This is a genomic window from Alcanivorax sp. 97CO-5 (assembly GCF_000524665.1).
GTDB lineage: Bacteria > Pseudomonadota > Gammaproteobacteria > Pseudomonadales > Alcanivoracaceae > Alcanivorax > Alcanivorax borkumensis.
This window is the reverse complement of record NZ_KI965881.1, coordinates 75,601-98,902: the sequence shown is the minus strand read 5'-3', so window position 1 is coordinate 98,902 and position 23,302 is coordinate 75,601. Positions and strand designations below refer to the sequence as shown.

At 54.3% G+C, this 23,302-nt stretch carries 27 protein-coding genes; 25 read left to right on the top strand and 2 right to left on the bottom strand.

Annotation, left to right across the window (positions count from 1 at the left end; translation table 11 throughout):
* Positions 1 to 942 precede the first annotated feature (942 nt).
* The 10 genes from Y017_RS04920 (at position 943) to Y017_RS04875 (ending at position 13,241) form a co-directional block, all read left to right on the top strand.
* Positions 943 to 2,256 carry a nucleotide sugar dehydrogenase gene (locus Y017_RS04920; protein WP_035459330.1) on the top strand — a complete coding sequence of 438 codons (1,314 nt, stop codon included), beginning with the start codon at positions 943 to 945 and terminating at the stop codon, positions 2,254 to 2,256.
* A gap of 5 nt (positions 2,257 to 2,261) precedes the next feature.
* Positions 2,262 to 3,728, top strand: a complete 1,467-nt coding sequence (locus Y017_RS04915; RefSeq protein WP_035459328.1) for a glycosyltransferase — start codon at positions 2,262 to 2,264, stop codon at positions 3,726 to 3,728.
* A gap of 48 nt (positions 3,729 to 3,776) precedes the next feature.
* Positions 3,777 to 4,913, top strand: coding sequence for a PilZ domain-containing protein (locus Y017_RS04910; RefSeq protein WP_035459345.1), 1,137 nt, complete (start codon positions 3,777 to 3,779; stop codon positions 4,911 to 4,913).
* A complete protein-coding gene (locus tag Y017_RS04905; RefSeq protein ID WP_231483401.1) occupies positions 4,895 to 6,241 on the top strand; it encodes a tetratricopeptide repeat protein in 1,347 nt (448 codons plus the stop codon). Before Y017_RS04910 ends, Y017_RS04905 begins: the two co-directional genes overlap by 19 nt.
* The gene (locus tag Y017_RS04900; RefSeq protein WP_011587682.1) at positions 6,222 to 7,604 is read left to right on the top strand and encodes an alginate export family protein; all 1,383 of its coding nucleotides are present in this window, start codon (positions 6,222 to 6,224) and stop codon (positions 7,602 to 7,604) included. The genes Y017_RS04905 and Y017_RS04900 overlap by 20 nt, the downstream gene beginning before the upstream one ends.
* Positions 7,601 to 9,025, top strand: a complete 1,425-nt coding sequence (locus tag Y017_RS04895; protein ID WP_231483400.1) for an MBOAT family protein — start codon at positions 7,601 to 7,603, stop codon at positions 9,023 to 9,025. The genes Y017_RS04900 and Y017_RS04895 overlap by 4 nt, the downstream gene beginning before the upstream one ends.
* A gap of 12 nt (positions 9,026 to 9,037) precedes the next feature.
* Complete coding sequence (locus tag Y017_RS04890) at positions 9,038 to 10,177, top strand: alginate O-acetyltransferase (protein ID WP_035459324.1); 1,140 nt, start codon at positions 9,038 to 9,040, stop codon at positions 10,175 to 10,177.
* Positions 10,110 to 10,739, top strand: coding sequence for an alginate O-acetyltransferase AlgF (locus Y017_RS04885; RefSeq protein ID WP_011587685.1), 630 nt, complete (start codon positions 10,110 to 10,112; stop codon positions 10,737 to 10,739). The genes Y017_RS04890 and Y017_RS04885 overlap by 68 nt, the downstream gene beginning before the upstream one ends.
* Positions 10,740 to 10,872: 133 nt before the next feature.
* The gene (locus Y017_RS04880; protein WP_231483399.1) at positions 10,873 to 12,183 is read left to right on the top strand and encodes an alginate biosynthesis protein AlgX; all 1,311 of its coding nucleotides are present in this window, start codon (positions 10,873 to 10,875) and stop codon (positions 12,181 to 12,183) included.
* A complete protein-coding gene (locus tag Y017_RS04875; protein ID WP_231483398.1) occupies positions 12,171 to 13,241 on the top strand; it encodes a polysaccharide lyase in 1,071 nt (356 codons plus the stop codon). Before Y017_RS04880 ends, Y017_RS04875 begins: the two co-directional genes overlap by 13 nt.
* On the opposite strand, the gene Y017_RS04870 is transcribed toward Y017_RS04875, so the two are convergent.
* Entirely contained in the window at positions 13,198 to 14,493 is a 1,296-nt protein-coding gene (locus Y017_RS04870) for a right-handed parallel beta-helix repeat-containing protein (protein WP_035459321.1), read from the bottom strand. The genes Y017_RS04875 and Y017_RS04870 overlap by 44 nt on opposite strands.
* 370 nt (positions 14,494 to 14,863) lie before the next feature.
* Positions 14,864 to 16,297, bottom strand: a complete 1,434-nt coding sequence (locus Y017_RS04865) for a mannose-1-phosphate guanylyltransferase/mannose-6-phosphate isomerase (protein WP_011587689.1) — start codon at positions 16,295 to 16,297, stop codon at positions 14,864 to 14,866.
* Positions 16,298 to 16,697: 400 nt separating this feature from the next.
* Between Y017_RS04865 and rpsJ the strand changes: the two genes are divergently transcribed.
* From rpsJ to rpsN, 15 genes are read left to right on the top strand one after another with little or no spacing between them, the layout of a single operon-like run.
* Entirely contained in the window at positions 16,698 to 17,009 is a 312-nt protein-coding gene (rpsJ, locus tag Y017_RS04860) for a 30S ribosomal protein S10 (protein WP_007148458.1), read from the top strand.
* 42 nt (positions 17,010 to 17,051) lie between these two features.
* Positions 17,052 to 17,687, top strand: coding sequence for a 50S ribosomal protein L3 (rplC, locus tag Y017_RS04855; RefSeq protein ID WP_011587690.1), 636 nt, complete (start codon positions 17,052 to 17,054; stop codon positions 17,685 to 17,687).
* A gap of 14 nt (positions 17,688 to 17,701) precedes the next feature.
* A complete protein-coding gene (gene rplD, locus Y017_RS04850; protein WP_011587691.1) occupies positions 17,702 to 18,304 on the top strand; it encodes a 50S ribosomal protein L4 in 603 nt (200 codons plus the stop codon).
* Positions 18,301 to 18,597: a 50S ribosomal protein L23 gene (rplW, locus tag Y017_RS04845; protein WP_011587692.1), complete on the top strand. Its 297-nt coding sequence runs from the start codon at positions 18,301 to 18,303 to the stop codon at positions 18,595 to 18,597. Before rplD ends, rplW begins: the two co-directional genes overlap by 4 nt.
* Positions 18,598 to 18,615: 18 nt before the next feature.
* On the top strand, positions 18,616 to 19,440 hold the full coding sequence (gene rplB, locus Y017_RS04840; RefSeq protein WP_011587693.1) for a 50S ribosomal protein L2: 825 nt from the start codon (positions 18,616 to 18,618) through the stop codon (positions 19,438 to 19,440).
* Positions 19,441 to 19,462: 22 nt separating this feature from the next.
* A complete protein-coding gene (gene rpsS / locus Y017_RS04835; protein ID WP_007151633.1) occupies positions 19,463 to 19,738 on the top strand; it encodes a 30S ribosomal protein S19 in 276 nt (91 codons plus the stop codon).
* A gap of 10 nt (positions 19,739 to 19,748) precedes the next feature.
* A complete protein-coding gene (gene rplV, locus Y017_RS04830; protein ID WP_007149326.1) occupies positions 19,749 to 20,093 on the top strand; it encodes a 50S ribosomal protein L22 in 345 nt (114 codons plus the stop codon).
* Positions 20,094 to 20,097: 4 nt separating this feature from the next.
* On the top strand, positions 20,098 to 20,790 hold the full coding sequence (gene rpsC / locus Y017_RS04825; protein ID WP_007149325.1) for a 30S ribosomal protein S3: 693 nt from the start codon (positions 20,098 to 20,100) through the stop codon (positions 20,788 to 20,790).
* Positions 20,791 to 20,803: 13 nt separating this feature from the next.
* Complete coding sequence (gene rplP / locus Y017_RS04820) at positions 20,804 to 21,217, top strand: 50S ribosomal protein L16 (protein ID WP_007150407.1); 414 nt, start codon at positions 20,804 to 20,806, stop codon at positions 21,215 to 21,217.
* A gap of 3 nt (positions 21,218 to 21,220) precedes the next feature.
* Complete coding sequence (rpmC, locus tag Y017_RS04815; protein ID WP_011587694.1) at positions 21,221 to 21,412, top strand: 50S ribosomal protein L29; 192 nt, start codon at positions 21,221 to 21,223, stop codon at positions 21,410 to 21,412.
* 2 nt (positions 21,413 to 21,414) lie between these two features.
* Complete coding sequence (gene rpsQ / locus Y017_RS04810; protein WP_011587695.1) at positions 21,415 to 21,678, top strand: 30S ribosomal protein S17; 264 nt, start codon at positions 21,415 to 21,417, stop codon at positions 21,676 to 21,678.
* 51 nt (positions 21,679 to 21,729) lie between these two features.
* On the top strand, positions 21,730 to 22,098 hold the full coding sequence (gene rplN, locus Y017_RS04805; RefSeq protein WP_007151625.1) for a 50S ribosomal protein L14: 369 nt from the start codon (positions 21,730 to 21,732) through the stop codon (positions 22,096 to 22,098).
* A gap of 15 nt (positions 22,099 to 22,113) precedes the next feature.
* Complete coding sequence (rplX, locus tag Y017_RS04800; RefSeq protein WP_011587696.1) at positions 22,114 to 22,422, top strand: 50S ribosomal protein L24; 309 nt, start codon at positions 22,114 to 22,116, stop codon at positions 22,420 to 22,422.
* 12 nt (positions 22,423 to 22,434) lie between these two features.
* Positions 22,435 to 22,974 carry a 50S ribosomal protein L5 gene (gene rplE / locus Y017_RS04795; protein ID WP_011587697.1) on the top strand — a complete coding sequence of 180 codons (540 nt, stop codon included), beginning with the start codon at positions 22,435 to 22,437 and terminating at the stop codon, positions 22,972 to 22,974.
* 11 nt (positions 22,975 to 22,985) lie between these two features.
* A complete protein-coding gene (gene rpsN, locus Y017_RS04790) occupies positions 22,986 to 23,291 on the top strand; it encodes a 30S ribosomal protein S14 (protein WP_011587698.1) in 306 nt (101 codons plus the stop codon).
* The last annotated feature ends 11 nt before the right edge of the window (positions 23,292 to 23,302 follow it).

Below are 23,302 nucleotides of genomic sequence, written 5' to 3'. Positions count from 1 at the left end.
CCGTACCGTTGGTGCCGGCGTAGTAGCCAAAATCACCGAGTAATTCGTTACCCGGTAATCAGAAAAAGGTCGCTTCGGCGGCCTTTTTTTGTTTATACGGAATTTCGAGAAAATAGCGTTGATCTTCGATCCCTTTTCAATTTTTCCGGATTGTGAGGACGTCCCGGCATTGCTTCACTCGTTTTCGCGCGGGCTTGTCATCATGTAGCTTATTGGTTTTGTCCTCCCTCGCACGATCTATTGCCACCCAGCCGAATTTTCTCATCACCACTTAGAGCTGGTGACATAGACCATACGGATCCGGGATCAGTGGGTCTGGGCCTCTACTGGTTATACCTCTTGCGGTACGAGGGGCACCAGCGCTTGATCCACGCGCCTTGTCGACCGGCGAGGGATCTAGTCTAGTTGCTGCGCAGTCACTCCGTGAGGCGGGATAGGTTGAGGGACAACATCTCAGAGCTGCTCATCGAACACCTCAAAAGTTAATGGTGGTACCCAAATGAATTCCGGTTTCGAATACGGCGGGTGCTGGCACCTTTAATCAAGAGGCGGGCTGGTTGGTAGCCGTTACGCGGGGGCGCGGACTGGAGCTGAATCAGACACACCGAGGCTAGTTATTGGTGCGTTGCTCGCGCTCTCTCATTTCACTCTAATCAGGGCGAACCCTTTTGGTGCCAATTTTGGCGACAAGAGGCTTTACCCTACAAGCCGTAGCGTAATAGAGCTGTTTTTTTACCGCAAGGAAGCGGTTAGCCATTCGGTTAATTGCCAAATCAATTTTTTTATCCCTTGGGATTAGTGGTCGTAAAACTTTTTAGTAAGACCGTTCCCTTTTAGTGTTACCCCTCTACACATTTTACTTTGCCCAGCGTTAGATGGCTTCCATCCGATCAAGTTGCTTTACGGTCATTGTGAGATGCCGTTAACTATTAGGGAAAGGGAATGTCCACTATCTCAATTTTTGGGCTGGGCTATGTTGGCGCGGTCTGCACGGCATGTTTTGCCAAGAAAGGTCACACGGTTATTGGCATGGATGTCAGCGAGGGGAAGGTGGGTCAGGTCCAGCGCGGAGAGTCGCCGATTGTCGAAGAGCAGCTCGCGGAGTTGTTGTCTGAGGGGGTAGCGGAAGGTCGGATTAGCGCGACTACAGATGCCCGGCAGGCCGTGTTCGACAGCCAGGTGTCCTTTATCTGCGTAGGGACGCCCAGCGATGAGAACGGCTTTCTTAATACCTGTTATTTGAAAACGGTGTGTGAGGATATCGGCCTTGCGCTTCGAGACAAAGATGACACTCACCTTGTGGTGATCCGCAGCACGGTGTTGCCAGGACTGGTGCGCGGCGATCTGCTACCGATTCTAGAGAAGGCTTCGGGTAAAAAGGCTGGGGTCGATTTTATGCTGGCAGTAAACCCGGAGTTTCTCCGTGAGTCCACTGCCATCTACGACTTTTTCAATCCGCCGATGACAGTGGTTGGCGGCATCGACGACGAAGCCTCCGACGCCCTTGCTGTACTCTATCAGGGACTAGATGCCCCTATGGTAAAAATGACTATTGAGGAAGCAGAACTGGTGAAATATGCCTGTAATTCCTGGCATGCCACCAAGGTGTCATTTGCTAATGAGATCGGCAATATCGCCAAGCAGGCGGGTGTCGATGGACGTCGGGTCATGGAAGTGGTGTGTATGGACAACAAGCTGAATCTGTCCAGCTACTACATGAAGCCCGGGTTTGCTTATGGTGGCTCCTGTCTTCCCAAGGATGTTCGGGCGTTAAATGCTTGGTGTGACAAGGAGTCATTGACGTCACCACTGTTGGCATCACTGTCTACCAGTAACGATAACCAAGTAGAGCGGGCCATGGCCATGATTCGTGAATCTGGCATGAAAAAGATTGGTCTGCTGGGTCTCAGCTTCAAGCCGGGTACTGATGATTTGCGGGAAAGTCCGCTAATCAGTCTTGCGGCAAAGCTGCTGTCAGAGGGGTACCGCCTGGCTATCTACGATAGCAATGTCAACTATGCCAGCAAGAACAGCCCGGTGGCCGAGCAGCTTTGGAATAGTTATGGCGAGCTGTTCGAGTGTTTAGTCGAAGACATGGATCAACTGGTGGATGGCAGTGAAGTCGTTGTGCTTGGTCATGCTACCCCCACATTCAAGGCGGTGGCAGATACCGTAAATAGTGGCCGTTTGTTGATAGACCTGTGTGGTTACCTGCCAGGAGTGTCCAGCGAAGATCGCCAGGGCATCTGCTGGTAATTGTTATGAAGAACATGGGCGAATGGCTATTGTGGCTATCCGTGGTGATGGGGCTGGCATTACTCATTGATCCCGACTACTTGGACAGTGGCGACAGTAAATTCATCTTGCTGATCGGTGCCATTGGCCTGTGGCGTTACTCCATTGGTGGCTTGCATTTGTTGCGTGGCCTTTGGTTTATGCGAGTAACCTTTCCTGCCATGCGCCGCTGCATCGAGCGGGATCCGCAAAGCTATGCCCCAAGCCATATCTATCTTGTGGTTACCAGCTTTCGTATACCTGCAGACACAACGTGGAATGTGTATGCGAGCGTTTTTCGGGAAGCCGTGAACTGCGGGACTCCGGCTACTGTGGTGGTATCCATTGTTGAGCGTGCAGATGAGAACTTGATCCGCCAGTGTCACCGTGAGTTTGATCAGCAGGGTTGTGTCAAGCTGATCATTTGCCGGGCTCGTGGCACTGGCAAGCGGGATGGTTTGGCTTTGGCATTCCGGGCGGTGAGTCGCACTATGCCGGATAAGGATGCGGTGGTTGGCGTGGTTGATGGCGACACCATGCTGGCGCCAGATTGTGTGCGCGATTCGGTGTGCTTCTTCGGGTTGATGCCAAACTTGGGAGGCCTGACCACCAATGAGCAATGTGTGGTGCGAGGCAGTCGCCTGATGCGTGATTGGCACACCATGCGCTTTGCACAACGACATCTGAATATGTGTTCCATGGCGCTATCGCGCCGAGTGTTGACCATGACCGGTCGCATGTCGTTCTTTCGTGCTGCGGTGCTAACCTCCCCTGAGTTTATCGCCGATGTGGAATCGGATTATCTGGTGCATTGGCGCCTAGGGAAATTCCGCTTTCTTACCGGGGATGACAAGTCCAGCTGGAACGCTCTGATGACACTGGGCTGGGATACCTTTTATGTGCCTGATGCTCACACCCTGACGGTGGAGCATCCGCCTCATCATCGTTTTGTGCCGGCGACATTGCAGTTGATGTTTCGTTGGTACGGCAATTCGTTGCGGCAGAATCTTCGTGCGACTCAGTTAGGTTGGCGGCGTCTGGGTGTCTTCGCGACCTTTGTGCTTTATGACCAGCGCATCAGTATGTGGACTTGCCTAGTTGGCCTGACAGTAGCACTGATGATGGCGTCACTGCAGCACTGGCAGGTGTTTGCGGTGTATGTGTTTTGGATTGCGCTTTCGCGCACCTTGGTGGCAGCACTACTCACGCTGACCTGCCATCCGGTAGGACCTTTGTATCCAGTGCTGCTGTATTACAACCAAATAGTGGGGTCGCTGGTAAAAATTTTCGCGCTGTTTCATCTCGATCGACAAAGCTGGACAAGGCAGAAAACCACTTTGTCCGTACAGAATGCAGGCTTTGATGCAGTCTTCAATCGCATAAGTTCGAAAACGATGTTGTTTGCGGCGGGAAGTGTGTTTGTTTGTTTGATGGTGCTGCTGACCAGCAGCTAAATGCAGCGCGACTGGTTCGGGGGTGGCTCTGTTATAGAAGGGAAGACCATGGAAGAGAATAAGGTTCGTCAGGTGCATGAGTCTCAAGAAGAGCGGCAGCATGTACGAGTAAAGCTGCAGGGAAGTTTGAGGCTGAAGATACAAAGCCCGGTGAAAGGCATCTTTTCGGTGCAAGATGTGTCGTTGGGAGGGCTGTCGTTCATTGCTGGCCAAGTAAGCCTGGCACCGGGCACTTTGTGTCACGGAGAGATCGTATTTCGTCTTGGTCGCGCTAACCTGTCCATGCCCGTGAGCTTCAAGGTGATTTACCGGCAGGATGAGAATCAGCTTGTCGGAGGACAGTACTCCGTCATTGATCAGGAAAATACCGACTTGCTGCGTTTGTTGATCAGCAACCATCTGGCGGGTGAGCTCACCGAGCTGGATGATGTGATCGACAACATGAAGCGTGAAAACTATACAGCGATCCGCAAGAACAACCAGCAGGGCAAGACGCGCACCCTGCGGGATCGTGTCCGCGCCTTGTTCGGGAGTGTGCTGTTCTTTGTGGCCGGTCTGCTGGCCTTCATGTTTGTGGCCTGGAAGCTTTATCAGCATGCCTTTGTAACGCGTGCCGATGATGCCTGGGTGTCGCTGCCAGCCAAGACGGTGTTGATGCCAGAGAATGGTTATGTGCGGCTTCTGCTGCCGGAAGGCGAAACTCGAGTAGAGCAGGGGCAGCCACTGCTGACCGTCTCCTCCCGTTTGGTCTCAAGACTTAATGATGGCGTGGTGCTGGATAGCCTAGATGCCAAACAGATTCGTGCTCTTGTCGATGCGGCGGTCTTTGAGGTGACATTGAACAGCCCCTGTGACTGTGAAATCACCGAGTTGCCTGTAAGAGATGGTGAGTTCGTTCACAAAAACAGTGTGCTGATGAAACTGGTCGATCCTGGCGGTCCAGCCACCATCACTGCGCTGTTCGATGGTAGTGCCCATACACTGGGTGGGGCCATAGGTGATGAGGTGACTGTACGCTATCTGGATGGCGTAACGGACGAGAGCGCTATCATTTCCCAATTAGTTCGTGATGAGGAAAGTGGTTTGCTGCGTATGCAAATTACCGGTGCGCGTGAATTGCCATCCTCCTCCCATAATCAGCCTGTCAACGTTACGGTGCATCCCGCATGGCTTCCCGTACTTTGATTCTCTGCTTGGCCGCAGCGTTGGCCGGGTGCCAGATGCCTGCAGATACCGTGACCGCCCGGTATCTGCTTTCTCAGGGCAACACTGCCGAAGCCCAAGAGCAGCTACGTCAGCTGGCCGAAGCGGGTGATGCCGCAGCCCAAGTGGAATACGGCAAGCTACTGGCGGGGCAGCAGAATGCGGATCCCAGCGAAGCCTTGCAATGGTATCAGCGCGCCTGGCAACAACAGGATTATCGGGCCGGCCCCGCAAGTCTTCGCCTGTTCAAACGTTATCAAGGCAGTCTGGCCTTAGGGGAAGCCCGTGCCCGTGAATTGCTCGTGCCTTTGCGTCCTCAGGAGAACCCGGAGCATCTGCGGTTGGCGCTGAGCATCGCTGCACTATATCCCGGCGCGGCGACGGACGAACAGTGGCAGCGATGGCTGCACCTGTACCGCCGTAGCTGTGTTGTCGACTGTTACTTCGACACCTACGCGGGACGGTATGCCCAGCACCGGGGCGAGTTTGATGAGGCGGAGCGGATTTACGCCCGTGCCCTGCATCGTGACCCCCGTGCAGTGGAATATCTTCAGGATATGCATTGGAAAAATGGTAAGCAGGAACGGTTTGTCGAGATGATGCGGAACTTAGAAGGGGATGTGTCACTGGGCGGAGCCTACTGCCTGCGGGTGGCGACGTTGCTCAAGGCCAATACGACATCTGACGAACATGATCCATCAGTAATGCGATGGTTGCAGCGGGCGGCGGACAACGGGGAGCCTGCGGCCCTGTCCGAGCAGCTGCGTTACATGCTGTCTTGGCCGGAGTTTTATTCCCATCAGGTCTTCATGGACAAAGTGGCGAACCTGATGCCAAAAGATCCAGCCGTTGCCACTTTCTACCGGGCGCAGGGGGACCTGGAACCTTTGTGGTATTCCCTGAAGCCGGAGAGGGCCCGTAGGGATCTCGAGATTCTTGTTGAGCAGGGAATGACCCAGGCGTTAATGGCTTTGGGTTCGCTTTATGAAAGTGGTTTTCTAGGGGAGGCCGATATGGAAAGGGCGATAATGTACTACACCCGCGCAGCAGAAGCTGGATTCGCTCAAGGTGATGCGGCGCTGTCCATTCTGTACCTTTATGGACGAGGGGTGATGCGTGACCCGGTCAAGGCCTATGCGCACAAGGAAGCCAGCAAGGTATTGCTGCCGAGAACGGCCCGGGATGAAACCCGCGAACATCTGCCGTTGCCTGAAAGTCTTCTGCCTGCTGGAAAGCAGGCCGCACAAAATTTGGTTGAGCAGCGTCGTCGCTGGCTGGAGGAGCAGTTCAGTGTCGCGATGTCTTTCTAATTCCGCCAGCTTGCTGCTGATTGTTCTCGCGGGCAATGTCGCCGCTGCGACTCCGCTGCCCATTCATACCTATGATCAACGGCTCTATTTGACTGCAGGAGAGTCGCCAGATTATTTGAAGCCGTACACCGATGATCAGACAGAGCTCAATGGCCTGCTGCGTTATGAACCACGGTATTACTGGCGTAGTGGCGATTCGGAATGGCATCGCTGGGATGCGCAGCTACGCGCCAAGTTATTGGTGGCGACGGGGCGCCCCAGCAGTTTGCAGGCCGACGAGACGGATAGTATCCGTGAGGATGAGCATTACGCTGAACTGCGCGATGCTTGGGTGCGCCGTCGGATGCTGTTTGGGTCGCCTTCCTTGTCACTGGCGCTGGGGCGGCAGTCTTACAAAGATGAGGAAGGGGTGATCTGGGATCTGCCGATGGAGAGTCTGAACCTGGATTATCGGTCGACTCTCTGGCGCGCAAATTTGGCTGTCGGGCAGCAGCTGACGACTTGGCGATCTGATGGCTCCGACCTAGACCCTCGCGATGATGGTATCGTCCGAATGCTCGCTGGAGTGGGTCATCAGTGGAGGCCGGGGCACTGGTGGGATTTGCAGTTGCACTATCAGGATGATACCTCCGGGGATCCAGAGGATAGGCTGGAGGGCCTCATGGATGCGCGGGATTTCACGGGGTACTGGGGTGGGGTGAGATTGCACGGCGAAGGGGGCGAGGCCACTGCAGTGGGATACACCGTAAACGCCCTCTTTCAGCAGGGGGATTTGAAGAGTTATGCCATTGATGGCGATGGGAATCGTGTCGACAGAGAAAACCGGCTACTGGGCTATTTGGTTCAGGGGGAGCTCTACAGTCGGATAGATAGCCTCGACTGGCGCCCGGTATTGGGTGTGCGGGCAGCGACAACGGATGAGCCGAGCCTTAGCGTGAACGATGGCTATTTCCAGAGCCGGGTACAAAGTAATCGCCGCTCTGGTGTGGCAGAGCTTTCCACTGGCGTACTCGGTGATTTGCTTGATTATGAGATGAATAACTTGGCCTATGCAGCGGCCTGGTACCGGCAGCAATTATGGCCCCGAGCAGAAATGGAAGTGCTGACGGGCACCGTACGGCGGCTGAATAACTCTGTGACCGTCAACAGCCCTATCAATAATCCTCTCGTGGATGGGGAAGATCGTTTGGGCAATGTAGTGAATGTGGCGCTAGGTTGGCAGTCTTTTCCCTTGGCATTGTCAGAGCGGCGGCAGATGCAAGTGTCTGCCCGCTTGAGCTACTCAGTGTTCTACATGGGGGAAGCTTACCAACGGCCGGATAAAAATCACCAGCTCCTGTTTGTTGTCGCAGGGAGGTGGTGACGGTGGTTTTCTCGTCTAATCTTTTTGTCTTTCTCTTTCTGCCGCTGTTTTTGGCGGCGTATTACATAACACCGACGCGCTGGCGAAACTGGACTATCCTGCTAGGAAGCTATCTTTTTTATGCTTGGTGGCGGCCGGATTTTCTACTGCTTTTTGTGGCAATTACGCTGTGGAATTATGCCTTTGCTCTGCTGATACAGAAATACCGGGATCACCCTCGTTGTTTTTACTGGTTGTTGCTCGGGGTTACTGGAGACCTGGCTGCACTAGGGTATTTCAAGTATGCCAACTTTGGTGTGGAAAGTATCAGCACGTTAATGCTGTCAGTGGGGCTTAACCCCTTCTTTCTTGAGACGATTATTCTGCCGTTGGGGATTTCTTTTTATACTTTTCAGGCGTTGGCCTACTTGGTAGATGTGTACCGGGGGGATGCCAAACCCACGCGCAGCTTTATCAACTTCGCCGCGTTCATTTCCTTTTTTCCTCAGCTTATTGCTGGGCCGATTCTGCGTTACCGAAATCTTGAGCGACAGTTCGAGAAACGCACCCATTCCATGGCGTTATTTTCTTTGGGGGCCAGTCGTTTCCTGCTGGGATTTATCAAGAAAGTATTGATTGCTGACAGCATCGCGCCAGTGGCAACGTATCTCATGGCCGCCCCTGATCCGGGTTTTGTGGATAGTGTGTTTGGTGTGGTGATATCCAGCCTGCAACTGTATTTCGATTTTTCCGGTTATTCGGACATGGCTATCGGGCTGGGCATGATGATGGGCTTCAAGTTTCAGGAGAACTTTAATCAGCCCTATACCTGCCAAAGTGTCACCGAGTTCTGGCGACGCTGGCACATTACCCTGACTCAATGGCTGCGTGATTATCTCTACCGCCCCCTGAAGAGATCCTTGGGGTGGTCCGTGGCGGTCGCCACGTTTACCACCCTGACTTTGGCAGGGCTGTGGCACGGGGCAGATTTGTCTTTTGTGCTATGGGGAGCTTCGTTGGGTGGGATGATGGTTCTGGAGCGGTGGATAGGCACAGTAACCACCCTGTCGACCCCTTACTCGCTCTGGAAGAACTATCGCACCATGGCTTTCCTGTGGTTTATTTGGCCGTTGTTCCTCGCCGGTAATGTAGATGATGCTTGGCGGATAATGTCAGGCCTGCTCGGCATGAATGGCTGGGGCAGCCTGCACAATCTTTCCTTGTGGGTCTCCCCCATGACGCTGTTCTTTTGTGTGGTGGCGATGTTCTGGGAGCGGGCCAGTGCGTATTACAACAAGCGTTTCTACCTTGGGATCGACAAGAGCAATGTATACCAGGATGTGAGCGGTTGGCGCGTCCCTATTCTGTGGTGTGGTTTTGCGCTTGCGGTGACGCGATTGTCTGCCGAGTCGTTCTCTCCCTTTCTTTATTTTCAGTTTTGACAGGGGGTTGCCATGATTCCTATGAAAAAAGCTTCCTTGATCAATGGCTGGCTCTTCCTGGCGACTATTTTCTCTGGTTTGGTCTCACTCCTCTACCCGGTAGCGCATTTCTTTGGGACGGAAACTGCGGCTTGGGATCAGTTTCGCAAGGGCGAACTGGTGCGCAAGCTGGAGAAGCATGTGGATGAGGTTTTTGTGTTGCGCGAGCCGTCTATTTCCCTATGGGCCGATGCAAGTTTTCTGTTTTTTCATGCAGGACGGCCCGGCGTATTGGTGGGAGAGGATGACTGGCTTTTTACCCGTGAAGAGTATTATTACGACAGCCTCAGTGAGCAGCGGTTAACGAGGAACCTGAACGAGCTGGCGCTGACGGTGTGTGCCCTTGAGCAATTGGGTAAGCAGGTGTTGATGGTGCCGGTACCGGCGAAGAGACGGTTGTATGTGCAGAGGAGTAATCGAGCCGTGTCTCCGGGAATGGATTCTTTGTACCAACGCATCACTTCCTATCTGGGTGAATCCGGCATCACCTGGCTCGACACTCTGCCGTTAATGCAGCATGCCGCTGCCGAGGATGCTGTCTTCATGCGCACGGATACTCACTGGAGCCCGCGCGGGGCCGAGGTAGTGGCCGCCGGGGTGGCCTCAAGGCTGTCGCTGCCGCCGGCGCATCATTACCAGACCCGGGAAGTCGCCGTGGGGGCCTATGAGGGTGATCTGCTTCGCTACTTGCCTACCAGTAACGGTGTTGGGCCGCAGCGTCAGGAGCCGCTGACCCGTTACGAGACCTCAGCGGTTGATCAGGCTCAAGATGCAGACGCTCTACTTGGCGATAACATGCCGCCGGTGGCCCTAGTGGGGACTAGCTACAGCGCTATGGATGAATGGCACTTCCCCGGATTTCTTCGGCAAGAGCTGGGGGCGGATGTGTTGGTCTATGCGCTGGAGGCTCAGGGCCCATTTTCGGCGATGCATGAGTTTATCAACAGCCCTGCAGCCAGGGATGAGCGTGTGAAGTATGTGATCTGGGAGGTGCCTGAACGGGCGCTGATTCAACCAATGGAACCGATTGTAGAGGTGGAACGTCATGCGTGTATGGCTAATGATTCTGACCGTGCTGCTGAGTTTGCCGGGGTGGGCAGCTCAGGACGCTAACGAAGGGCTGTATGAAATGGCTGCACCGCCGAACTCAGCCTTTATACGGGTCATTAATGTGACCGATGAACAGGTGGCCTTGGCGATGGATGACTGGCGTCAGTCTTTGTCTCCCGGGCAAGCGGGAGACTATCTCTACCGCCCTGGGGGCGCCGCTCAGCTGCAAGTTAACGGCAAGCAGTTTGCGTTCGACTTCGCCAAGCGATCGGTGCAGACACTGGTGTTTGATGGCACTTCGTTGGTGCCGCACCAGGACACTTATTTTTCCAGTCGGCTGAAAGCGCTACTGGTAATGTACAACCTGTCAACCCAGCCGGCCACGCTGCAGACCAGCAACGGTGCGGTGAACGTGATCGGACCACTGCCGGCAGGCAGCAGTGATGAGCGACAAATAAACGGGGTGAAAGTGTCCTTGAAGGTGGTTCTCGACAGTGGCGTCGAGCTACCGTTGGAGGAGGTGGTGTTGCAGCGCGGTCGGGTCTATACCGTGCTGGTGACTCAGGGCAGTGGTGGCAGTCAGGCGCGATTGGAGGAAACCCATGTGGCAACTGCGACTCCCTGATTGTGCAACATGGCTAGCCCTGTGCTTATGTCTCGGGCTGGCAGGTGTGTGCTCGGTAGCCGAAGGGAATAATGGAGACGGCGAAGTTTCTGGCCGGCAAATAGAAGAGCGTGATGTTATGCATGGCGCTTTCTTGAAACCCCCGTTCACCTGTGCCGCTCTGTCCGACCCTGATATCTACGCTGAAGGTGTCATGGCCAGTATGCGGCAGCTGGTCGCCGGTGAGCCTTACTGGTTTTTTCGTACCGAAGTGGATTTGCAGCAATCGTTCCCTCTGGATGCGGCCAGTCGGCAGGCGTTTGCTGAACTGGTGGAGCGACTGGAGCGGCGAGGTGTCAGGTTGGTGGTGATGTTGCAGCCGACCCGTGGTCTGATGCACGCGGATGCTCTGGTATCGCCTTGGAAAGAGCGCTACTCGAGGGCTGCCGCGCGGCAGTCTTTCCTGGAAAAGGCGCAAACATTACGCTCGCTAGGGGCAATGGTTGTTGACATGGAGCCAGTGCTAACCGGCAAGCACGAGCAGGAATATTTTTTCCGCCGTGATCACCACTGGACACCCTATGGTGCGCAAGTGAGCGCCAGACAGGTGGCGAAGGCGATGTTGGCGGACCCCGGTATCGATCAACTTGCCGAGATGACGTTTGAAACCCGGCCGGGTATTTTGCTGCGCAAGATGGGCACCATGAATGTGGCGGTCAAAGTCGTCTGCGGCAATGCGTATAACTATCAGTGGGTTCGCGGCAGCGTCACGGTGCCGAAAGAGGGAATGGATAGTGCCGATACCCTGTTCGGTGATGTGGCGACGCCAGCCATCGCTCTGGTGGGCACCAGTAATTCCGATAACCGTGATGATCGCTACAAGAACTACAATTTTCAGGGTTTTTTGCAGCAATACCTGAGTCGTGATGTTGTGAATTTTGCTATGACCGGTGGTGGTGCCACCGGCTCACTGGAAGATGTGCTGCTTTCAGAGGCCTATCAAAATGGTCAGTTCCGTTATCTGATCTGGGAGCTGCCGGTGAGTTATGCCATAGACGACCAGTCAATCTGGCGACAATTACTGCCAGAAGCATCTGGTGGGTGTACGGATAAAACCCTGTTGGCTAGTGATACGGTGACCTTGCCAATATCCGAAGCGGACGAGAGGGCAGAGGTTTTGGCGAATGCCGGGCAACATCGGCGTGTTACGGCGGGCAAGTCCCATCTGTTGCTGGACATGAATTTCTCGGCCAATAACCTCAAGGAATTTTATGTGCTAGCGTATTACGATAATGGTCAGCGCGAGAAAATCCGCATTCGACGCCCTGCTCGTTTGGATACCGGCCGCTTTATGTTGCGTCTGGATCCACCGGGGCGCCAAAGCAATCTGTTATCCGTGCTGCTGGAGTTTGAACAACCGGTAGCTGAGGCGATGAAAGTGGAGACATCACTGTGCGACTACTGAAGGGAATATTGTTGGTGTTGGTTACCGGGTGTTCGCAAGCCTCGTTGGTGCCGCTTTTCGATAGTCAGCCTCTGGATCAGGTTAAGCCCGATGTGCGGGCGCTGAATCGATGTCAGGCTGAGTCTCAGGGGTATCCGCCTTATCCGGGCCAGCTGAAAATGGGCAGCAAGTATGATCAGGGCCAGGCCAGCAAGGATGTGTTGGACGAGAAGGCCGCCCGCCGTTACCAGAGTCAGGTGAGCGCGATCTACAGTTACTTGGCCTTTCTGGGTCAGGTTACGGAATATATGCGCAAACCCGATCCTGCCATTCGCGCGGCGGCGAAGGAATGCTTTTCCATGGCAGTGGCATCTTGGGCTCAAGCGGGCGCGCTTACACAAAAAGACGCCAGTAAGCAGGGGGAGGCAGTTCGGAAATGGTTTTTGTCTGCCTTGGCCATGAACATGATGAAGGCTCAGGCCCTGACGGGCTGGCAAGTGAGTGAGGAGCAGCGCGATTGGTTGAGGTTGCTGGCGGACAGGGTGCAGATTTATGCCACTCCCCGGCGTCAGCGCATGGATCTCTACAATAATCATGATTACTGGTCGTCTTGGGCGGTTATGGCCGCTGGATTGGTGCTTGATGAGCCGGCGCGGCTATCTTGGGCTGAGCAGGGCTACTGGCTGGCCATCGGGCAGATTACGCCCAGAAACGGTGGGGTGGTGTTGCCTCGGGAGGCTGCTCGTGGCAAGCGCGCGGAGGAGTACCATGCTTTTGCAATTACGCCGTTGATATTGATGGCGGAGGCGGGTACTCGCAATGGCTTGCCGCTCTATGAAGGTGATGGTCAACAGCTGCATGCTCTGGCTGCTCAGGTGGTACATTTCTGGGCGCAGGATGGCAAGGGTGTCTCGTTTGCTCAACGGCAGGTGGCCATTGATGATCACAAAATGGCTTGGTGGCCGGTGTATGCCCATCGCTTTCCTGAGCGCCTGCCGTTACCGGCAGACGATGCTGATCGGTTTGGCTCTCGATTCACAGGGGGCTCGTTAGCGGGATTGTGGCAAGCGACTCCGTAAACGGGACGACCACCTCCTGAGTCTGTAACAACGTGGGTAATAGGTCGGCTTCCTTGCCGGCCAGGTTACCTGCCAGATATTTTCCCTGATTGCTGCGATGGCGCAGACTCACTCTCTTTAACTGCAGCGAGCCTTCGCCGCCGGTATGCAAGGCCGCCAGCCGGTTGAGATGCAGGTGCAGCTCCGCCATGTTGCCGGTGATCTGCCGACCGTCTTCTGCTTGAATGGAAATGGCATAGCGCTGATTGTGGCTGATGTCAGCGCTGTTCAGGGTGATGTGCATGCTGCCATCCAGCCGTAGGCCGTCGCTGCCATTGCCGTTCAGGTTCAGTGTATCCATTCGGGTAATCTGTTGTCCGCGCTGGCTTTTGATCTGGATGCCGTATTCTTGGTTATTGAGGCTGGCCACTTGGCTAATGTGTATCTCACCGGTGTGGTCCTCCAGTAACAGGCCACTGCCACCATTATTCTGAAGTTGGCTATCGGCAATAGAAATGGTGCGGTTGCCGCCCGCGCGCAAGCCATGCCCTTTTGAATCGCTGACCTGTAATCGCTCAATGTGGGCTGGGCTGTTGTACAGCACGACTCCCTGCTCTCGGCTGGCACTGATAGAGAGATTGACAATGCTGACGCGGCTGCCTGCTTCTGCGTCTACGCCTCGGTGGAGGTTGCTGAAACGGGAATCGTGAATGAACAGTTGCGCTGGGGCGCCTGCGCCCTGATACCGATGGCGTGCTACGCTGACCCCGTTGGCTCGGTAATCGGCGCGGCCAAGGTCTGCCAAGACGCTATTCTTGATTCGGGTAGTCGAGCCGCCCCAGCCATGGATAAAGCCACTGTTTTGATCGCCGTTACTGGACAGGGAACTGTTCTCAATGAGCAGCTTGCCCCGGTTGATCAGGCAGCCGCCGTGACGACCTTCTATAAACAAAGTGCTGGCGGAGAGGATCAGCCGAGCGCCGGGACCAATTATCAGCGGATAGTGCAGCGTCCAGCCGGATGCTGTTCGGCTAAGAGCGCGAGTGTCCAGCTGGCGAGCCAATTGCGCAAGCGTGTATTCGCCGCCATTAAGGACGATGGCTTGGGGATGGCCTTGTTGATATCGGGCGATCTGTCGGAATAGACCGTTGCTGGCAAAAGTCTCGAGAGGCCAATTGCTGGCTTCGTTTGCGTAAATGGGCGTCAGCTGAACTGCAGCCAGGGCGGGCTGGAATGTCAGCATGACTAACAGTGCAGCGAGAAATGTCTTCATTATGCATTCCGTAGCAGGGTGCTCAGTTCCCCGGTCTTGCTGGCTAGCATTTCCGGATTGGATTAGGTTTCCTCATTCAGGCGGACAAGGAGGGTGGCGCTGAGCGCTAGGCTTACGCCATCGGTGTCATTCTGAATGAAGGCTGGTCGAGTATTTTTCGTAGAGCCAAACGGCTGTCAGGCGCGGGGAAATCGACTCCCTCGGATACCGGATAGCCTTCGGCTCCTGAAGCAGTGGTGGCACTCATCGTACCTCCGTAGAGGGTATCATCCTTGCGCATGTGCTCCTTAGATGAAGGCGTGGCCGCCGTCGGCCTGGAGGTGGAGGGGGGCGACATATGCCTCCTCGGTGCCTCCCAGGCCGGCCGGGCTCATGGCAGAAGCGCCACTTTTTTTGAAGCGTCATCGCGATCGTAGCGATCGCTGATACGGATGATATCGTCTTCACCCAGATAGGTGCCGGACTGGACTTCGATCAGTTCGAGAGGAATGCGGCCTGGATTCTCCAATGAATGCACTTCGCCGATAGGAATGAAGGTGGACTGGTTCTCCGCAACCAAGTACGTCTTCTCCCCGCAGGTAACTTTGGCAGTACCAGAAACCACAATCCAGTGCTCGGCCCGGTGGTGGTGCATCTGTACAGAGAGCTGTTCGCCGGGTTTTACGGTTATGTGCTTCACCTGATAGCGATTGCCTTTGTCCAAGGAATCGTACTTGCCCCAGGGGCGGTGAACAAGGCGGTGATTCTCTGTTTCTGGTCGTTTGCGAGCCTTGAGGGTGTCGGTAATGCGTTTTACTTCCTGGGCCTGACTCTTGTGGGCCACCAGAATGGCATCCGGGGTGTCTACGACCACCAGGTCTTCTACGCCTAGCAGGGCAACGAGGCGATCGTCGCTAATGGCTAGATTATTGCTGCTCCCATGGGTAATGATATCGCCGCGCAGATGATTGCCGTCGCCATCTTTGTCGAGATGATCCCACAGGGATTGCCAGGAGCCTAGGTCATTCCAGAGTAGCTCTACAGGCACCACAGCTCCGTCAGCGGTGTGCTCCATAATGGCATAGTCGATGGACAGTTCTTCGCAGCGGGCGAAGCTGGGTTCATCTAAGCGAATAAAATCAAGGTCGGCCTCAGCCTGAAGCAAGGAGTGAGTGCAGTGGGCTAGCATATGTGGATGCCGTTCACGCAATTCCTGTAAATAGCGTTCAGCTCGGAACAAGAACATGCCGCTGTTCCATAGATAGTTGCCGTCATCCAGGAACTGTTGCGCGGTGGGAGCGTCTGGTTTTTCCACAAAGCGTTCAATCAGATGGTGTTTCCCTCGGGCTTCCCCCATGCAGATATACCCATATCCGGTTTCTGGTCGGGTTGGTTGTATGCCGAAGGTGACGAGCAAACCGGTTTCAGCTGCTTCGCAGCCGACGTTGATCGTTTCCTCGAGCGCCTCCGGGTTACGGATAGCATGGTCTGCAGGGCAAACAAAGATTTTCGCATTGGTGTTGCGTTGGCGAGCCTGAAGTGCGGCCAGAGCCACAGCTGGTGCGGTATTGCGCCCGCAGGGCTCAAGCAAAATGTCGGCCTCGATGCCAATATCTTGAAGTTGTTCTGCAACCAGAAAGCGGTGCTCTTGATTACAGACAACAATAGGGCGTACAGCGCGTAATTCTGCGGGGAGGCGCAGGATCGTGGCTTGCAGCATGCTGAATTCGCCATTCAGGCGCAGCAACTGCTTGGGGTAATGAGAGCGAGAAAGCGGCCACAGGCGTGAGCCGGTGCCGCCGGCAATAATGACTGGAATCAGCATCAGCGATTTCTTCCTTCCTATCTAGCAAGCCCACAAAATGGTGGGGGTGGTGCACAAGCGTGCTCCTGACCACCAAACATGCGCCGTTGCTGGTGATACAGGGAAGGCCGGTGCCGCAGGTTTTACGAAATTACGTACGCATGGATAATTTGGTAACGCCCCGAAAGGAGTAGTTTTAGGATGCAGTGCTCCTCCTAACGGCTAATTTGCACTTTGATTGAAATTACCCCTTGCAAAGATAGAGGGGGCTCTCTATTATTCGCCCCCTGTCTTCGGGCAGAACCAACCGGGGCATTGTTCCCGGGCTTGTTTTGATACCACTCACCTATCAATAGTGATTAGGTAAGTGGGCTTTTTGCCATATAATATGTGGCTCGAAACGGTCTGGAGTTTGTTAGCTATGGCTAACCAAAGAATCCGTATTCGTCTCAAGGCCTTTGATCATCGTCTGATTGATCAGTCTGCCCAAGAGATTGTGGATACGGCCAAACGGACAGGCGCGCAAGTAACGGGGCCAATCCCGCTGCCTACGCGTAAAGAACGCTTTACAGTGCTGGTCTCTCCGCACGTAAACAAAGATGCGCGAGATCAGTATGAGATCCGCACCCACAAGCGGCTGGTTGATATTGTCGAGCCTACGGATAAGACCGTAGACGCGCTGATGAAACTGGATCTGGCTGCTGGTGTGGACGTGCAGATCAGCCTGGGTTAACAACGGGCGGGTTTATCCCGACAGGTTGTGAAGAGGTAAACAATGGCGATTGGTGTGATCGGTCGAAAATGCGGCATGACCCGGGTCTTCACTGAAGAAGGTGTCAGTGTGCCGGTGACTGTGATTGAGGTTGGCCCTAACCGGGTTTCCCAGGTCAAGACCGAAGAGTCGGATGGCTATCAAGCCGTGCAGGTAACTGTCGGTGAGCGCCGTGCCAGCCGCGTGACTAAGGCGCAAGCCGGTCATTTCGCGAAAGCTGGTGTTGAGGCGGGCCGTGGTGTCTGGGAATTCCGTGCTGAAGCTGGTGAGTTTGAGGCGGGTTCTTCGGTGACTGTTGAGGGGTTTGAGGCTGGCCAGATGATTGATGTCACTGGTACCTCCAAGGGTAAAGGATTTGCTGGCGGTGTTAAGCGCTGGAATTTCAGTACCCAGGACGCCACTCACGGTAACTCCTTGTCTCACCGTGCTCCGGGTTCTATTGGTCAAAACCAGACCCCGGGTCGAGTGTTTAAAGGCAAGAAGATGGCCGGTCATCTGGGTGCAGAGCGTGTCACCGTCCAGAATTTGGAAGTGGTGCGTGTCGATGCTGACAAGAATCTGTTGCTGGTTAAAGGTGCGGTCCCCGGTGCTACCGGTGGTGATGTGATCGTGCGTCTGGCAGTGAAGGCGAAGGCCTGAAAGAGGAATAGAGGATGAATCTCAATACTGCCTCTGGAGGTACCGTTACCGTTTCCGAAGTCGCCTTCGGCAAGGACTTTAACGAGCCTCTGGTTCATCAGGTTGTGACTGCGTTTCTGGCTGGTGCCCGTCAGGGTTCTAAGGCTCAGAAAAACCGTTCCGATGTGAGTGGTGGTGGTCGTAAGCCGTGGCGTCAAAAAGGCACTGGCCGTGCGCGAGCGGGTACGATTCGTAGCCCGATCTGGCGTGGCGGCGGCAAGACTTTTGCTGCGGTACCGCGGGACCACTCTCAGAAAGTGAACCGTAAAATGTACCGCGGTGCGCTGCAGTGCATTATGTCTGAGCTTGTTCGTCAGGAGCGCTTGGTTGTTGTTGATGAGTTTACTGTGGACTCGCCGAAGACCAAAGCTGTTGCGGCAAAGCTGAAAGGTATGGAGCTGACTAGCGTGCTCATCGTCACTGACAATGTTGACGAGAACCTGTTTATGGCTTCACGTAATTTGCCGAAGGTTGATGTGCGCGATTCTCAGGGCGTTGATCCGGTGAGTCTGATTGCTTTCGAGAAGGTGCTGATTACTGTGCCGGCTCTGAAGAAGCTTGAGGAGGCCCTGGCATGAATCAAGAGCGTATTTTGCAGGTGCTGCGTGCGCCGCATGTTTCTGAAAAGGCCACTGTTCAGGCTGATCAGAACAACACCTTTGTATTTAAGGTTGCTAAAGATGCGAGCAAGCTGGAAATAAAAAAAGCAGTAGAAGCGCTTTTTGAAGTGAAAGTTGAAGCTGTTCGTACCGCCAACATGAAAGGCAAGTCCAAATTCTTTGGTCGCGTAGCGGGTAAGCGCGTTGACTGGAAGAAGGCCTATGTTTCCCTCGCGGAAGGCCAGGACATTGACTTCCTGGGCGCAGAGTAAGGAAGGGAGTAAGGAATAATGGCGATTGTAAAGTGCAAGCCGACTTCTCCGGGCCGCCGCTTTGTAGTCAAGGTGGTCAACGAAGATCTGCACAAAGGTGCTCCCTACGCGCCACTGTTAGAAGCCAAGGCGAAAAACGGTGGTCGTAACAACAACGGTCGTATTACCACTCGTCATAAGGGTGGCGGTCACAAGCAGAAGTATCGTGTGATCGATTTCCGTCGTAACAAAGACGGTATCGCCGGTGTTGTTGAGCGCCTGGAGTATGACCCGAACCGTACCGCGCATATTGCGCTGGTGAAGTACTTGGACGGTGAGCGTCGATACATTCTGGCTCCTAAAGGGCTGAAAGCAGAAGATCGTATCCAGTCCGGTGAAGATGCACCGATTAAGCTGGGTAACGCACTTCCGCTGCGTAATATTCCGCTAGGTTCCACTATCCACAATGTGGAAATGAAGCCTGGGAAAGGTGGTCAAATTGCTCGATCTGCAGGGACTTCCGTGCAGCTGTTGGCAAAAGATGGTCAGTATGTGACTCTGCGTCTGCGCTCCGGCGAGATGCGCAAAGTTCATGCTGACTGCAAGGCTACCATCGGTGAAGTATCCAACAGTGAGCACAGCTTGCGCTCATTGGGTAAGGCGGGCGCTAAGCGCTGGCGGGGTGTTCGACCTACCGTTCGCGGTGCGGCGATGAACCCGGTAGACCATCCACATGGTGGTGGTGAAGGGCGCAGCTCTGGTGGCCGTCATCCGGTTACACCTTGGGGTGTTCCGACCAAAGGCTACAAGACCCGTACAAACAAGCGCACGACCAAAATGATTGTGCGTGACCGTCGTAAGTAAGGGATAGAGAGAGGTTCAGGCTGTGCCACGTTCACTGAAAAAAGGTCCTTTTGTGGATCACCACCTGCTAGGCAAGGTGGAAGATGCGGTGGAAGCCGGCTCCCGTAAGCCGATTAAAACCTGGTCTCGCCGCTCCATGATCATTCCGGAGATGGTGGGCCTGACTATTGCGGTATATAACGGCAAGCAACATGTGCCGGTAATGGTTTCCGAGCATATGGTTGGCCACAAGCTGGGTGAATTTGCCCTGACCCGCAATTACCGCGGGCATGCCGTGGACAAGAAGGCTAAGCGATAAGGTGACAGTTATGGCTACTGAAGTTGCAGCCCGTCTGCGCGGTGCAAGAATTTCGGCTCAGAAAGCCCGCCTCGTAGCTGACCAGGTCCGTGGCCTGGAGGTTGAGAAGGCGCTGAATCTTCTGGAATTCAGCCCGAAGAAGGCGGCAAAAATCGTTAAGAAAGTGCTGGAGTCCGCGATTGCAAATGCGGAAAACAACGACGGCGCTGACGTAGATGAGCTGAAGGTGTCCACGGTATTCGTGGATGAAGGTATGACGATGAAACGGATTCGTCCGCGGGCCAAAGGCCGTGCAGACCGTATCCTAAAGCGTACTTGCCACATTACTGTGAAAGTCTCAGAAGGTCAGGAGTAACCAGATGGGTCAGAAAGTTCATCCGGTCGGTATTCGCCTTGGCATTGTCAAAGAGCATAATTCGCTTTGGTATGCCGGACCGAAGTCTTATTCAGACTGCCTGGTTACCGATCTACAAGTGCGTGAATATCTTTTTAAGCGCCTTAAAAGTGCATCGGTAAGCCGTATCAAGATCGAGCGTCCTTCTGAAAACGTTCGCATCACTATTGCTACTGCGCGTCCGGGTATTGTTATTGGCAAGAAAGGTGAAGACGTTGAGCGTCTGCGTCGGGATGTTGCGGCCAAGATGGGTGTGCCTGTGCACATCAATATCGAGGAAGTACGCAAGCCTGACTTAGATGCCCGCTTGGTAGGTGACAATGTCGCCGGCCAGCTGGAGCGTCGAGTTATGTTCCGCCGCGCTATGAAGCGTGCGGTACAGAACGCCATGAAGTCTGGTGCTGAAGGTATTCGTATTCAGTTGTCCGGTCGTTTGGGTGGTGCAGAGATTGCGCGTACCGAATGGTACCGCGAAGGCCGAGTGCCGCTGCATACTTTGCGTGCTGACATCGACTACGCAAGCGTACGTGCTGAAACCACTTACGGCACCATCGGTGTGAAGGTCTGGATCTTCCGCGGCGAAGTGCTTGGTGGCATGGAGCAGGTACAGGAAGAGCAGAAGCAGTCCAAGGGCGCGAAGAAGCGCGGCCGCGGTTAAAGGGTAACGAACGATGTTGCAGCCGAAGCGTACCAAATTCCGGAAAGTGATGAAGGGCCGTAACCGTGGCCTGGCACAGCGGGGCAGCAAGGTGTCTTTCGGCACCATTGGCCTGCAGGCGACTGGTCGTGGCCGTATTACTGCGCGCCAGATCGAAGCAGCCCGACGTGCAATGACCCGCCATATCAAGCGGGGCGGTAAAATTTGGATCCGGGTATTTCCGGACAAGCCGATTACCAATAAGCCTCTTGAAGTGCGGATGGGTAAAGGTAAAGGTTCTGTAGAGTACTGGGTTGCTCAAATTCAACCCGGGAAAATGCTTTACGAAATGGAAGGTGTGTCAGAAGACGTTGCGCGTGAAGCGTTCCGTCTGGCCGCGGCCAAGCTGCCGGTAAGCACCCGTGTCGTTACTCGGACGGTGATGTAAGCCATGAAAGCGAGCGAGCTGAAAGAAAAGAGTGTCGAGGAGCTGCAGCAGACGCAAATCGAGCTGCTTGAGGAACAATTCAAGCTGCGTATGAAGAGCGCGTCCGGTCAGATTTCTAAAACCCATGAGCTTGGGACGGTTCGCCGCAATATTGCGCGCGTAAAGACCATTCTGAGAGAGAAACAGGGTAACTAGTCATGGCAGAGGCGAACACAATGCGCCGGACCGCTACCGGCAAAGTCATCTCTAATAAAGGTGACAAAACTATCACTGTGTTGGTAGAGCGCCGGGTTCAGCACCCGATTTACGGCAAGATCATCAAGCGTTCCACTAAACTGATGGCGCATGATGAAGAAAATCAATGTCGTGAAGGTGACCTGGTCACCATCGAGGAGTGCCGGCCGCTGTCTAAGCGTAAAGCTTGGATGCTGGTTAACGTAGTTGAACAGTCTAAGGCCTAAACGGACCGTTGCTGTGGCTGCCTGTAAGGGCAGAGTTGGAGAGATTAAGCGATGATTCAGACCGAAAGCATGCTCGAGGTTGCTGATAACAGTGGCGCCCGTCGAGTACAGTGCATCAAAGTGCTGGGTGGTTCTCACCGCCGCTATGCAGGCATTGGTGACATCATCAAGGTCACAGTAAAGGAAGCGATTCCTCGCGGCCGTGTCAAGAAAGGCGACGTGATGACCGCTGTGGTTGTTCGTACCCGTAAAGGTGTACGTCGTCCTGACGGATCTTTGATTCGTTTTGATGAAAATGCCGCCGTGTTGTTGAACAACAACAAAGCACCGGTTGGTACTCGGATCTTCGGCCCAGTAACGCGCGAGCTGCGTACTGAGCAATTTATGAAGATCATTTCCCTGGCACCTGAAGTTCTGTAAAGGCGGGTGAAGGTAATGCTCAAGATTAAGCGTGATGACGAAATCATCGTAATTGCGGGAAAGGACAAAGGTAAGCGTGGCTCTGTTCAGCAAGTTCTGGACAATGGTCGCCTCATCGTTGCTGGCGTTAACATGGTCAAGAAGCATGTTAAAGCCAATCCTAACCGTGGTACTCAAGGCGGCATCGTAGAACAGGAAGCATCGCTAAACGCTTCCAACGTTGCCATCTGGAATCCCAAGACGCAGAAAGCGGATCGTGTGGGCTTCCGGTTTGAAGACGGCAAAAAAGTTCGCTTCTTCAAGTCCAACGGCGAAGCGCTGTAGGTTAGGTGACCCATGAGTGATCTGAAAAAGATTTATCAAGACGAAATCGCGCCCAAGCTGAAAGAAGAGCTTGGTCTCGGTAACATCATGGAAGTGCCGAAGATCACCAAGATCACCCTTAATATGGGTGTTGGTGAAGCTTCTGCGGATCGTAAAGCGATGGAAGGTGCTTTGTCGGATATGACGGCCATTTCTGGTCAGAAGCCGCTGGTAACCAACGCGCGGAAGTCTGTTGCAGGCTTCAAGATCCGTGAAGGTTGGCCGATTGGCTGCAAGGTGACCATGCGCAATCAGAGAATGTATGAATTCCTTGAGCGTCTGGTTTCTGTTGCCATTCCACGTATTCGTGACTTCCGTGGTTTGAATCCGAAATCCTTCGATGGCCGGGGCAACTTCTCCATGGGTCTGCGTGAGCAGATCGTGTTCCCGGAAATCGATTTCGACAAGGTCGATAAGCTGCGTGGTATGGATATTACCATTACCACTACAGCCAAGACTGATGACGAAGCACGGGCGCTGCTGCGCGCCTTCAACTTCCCGCTGAAGGGCTAAGAGGATTTATCATGGCTAAAGAATCCATGAAAAACCGGGAAGCAAAACGCACAAAGCTGGTTCAGCGTTTTGCCGCCAAGCGCTCAGCGCTTAAGGCGATCATCCAGGATCCCAATGCAGAACCTGAAGCGAAGTGGGATGCTCAGCTTCAGCTGCAAAAATTGCCGCGCGATTCTTCTCCGGTTCGTCAGCGTAATCGCTGTCGTCTAACCGGTCGTCCGCACGGTTACTACCGCAAATTCGGCCTTAGCCGGATCAAGCTGCGTGAAGCAGCGATGCGCGGTGACGTTCCAGGTCTGGTTAAAGCCAGCTGGTAATAAGCCAAGAT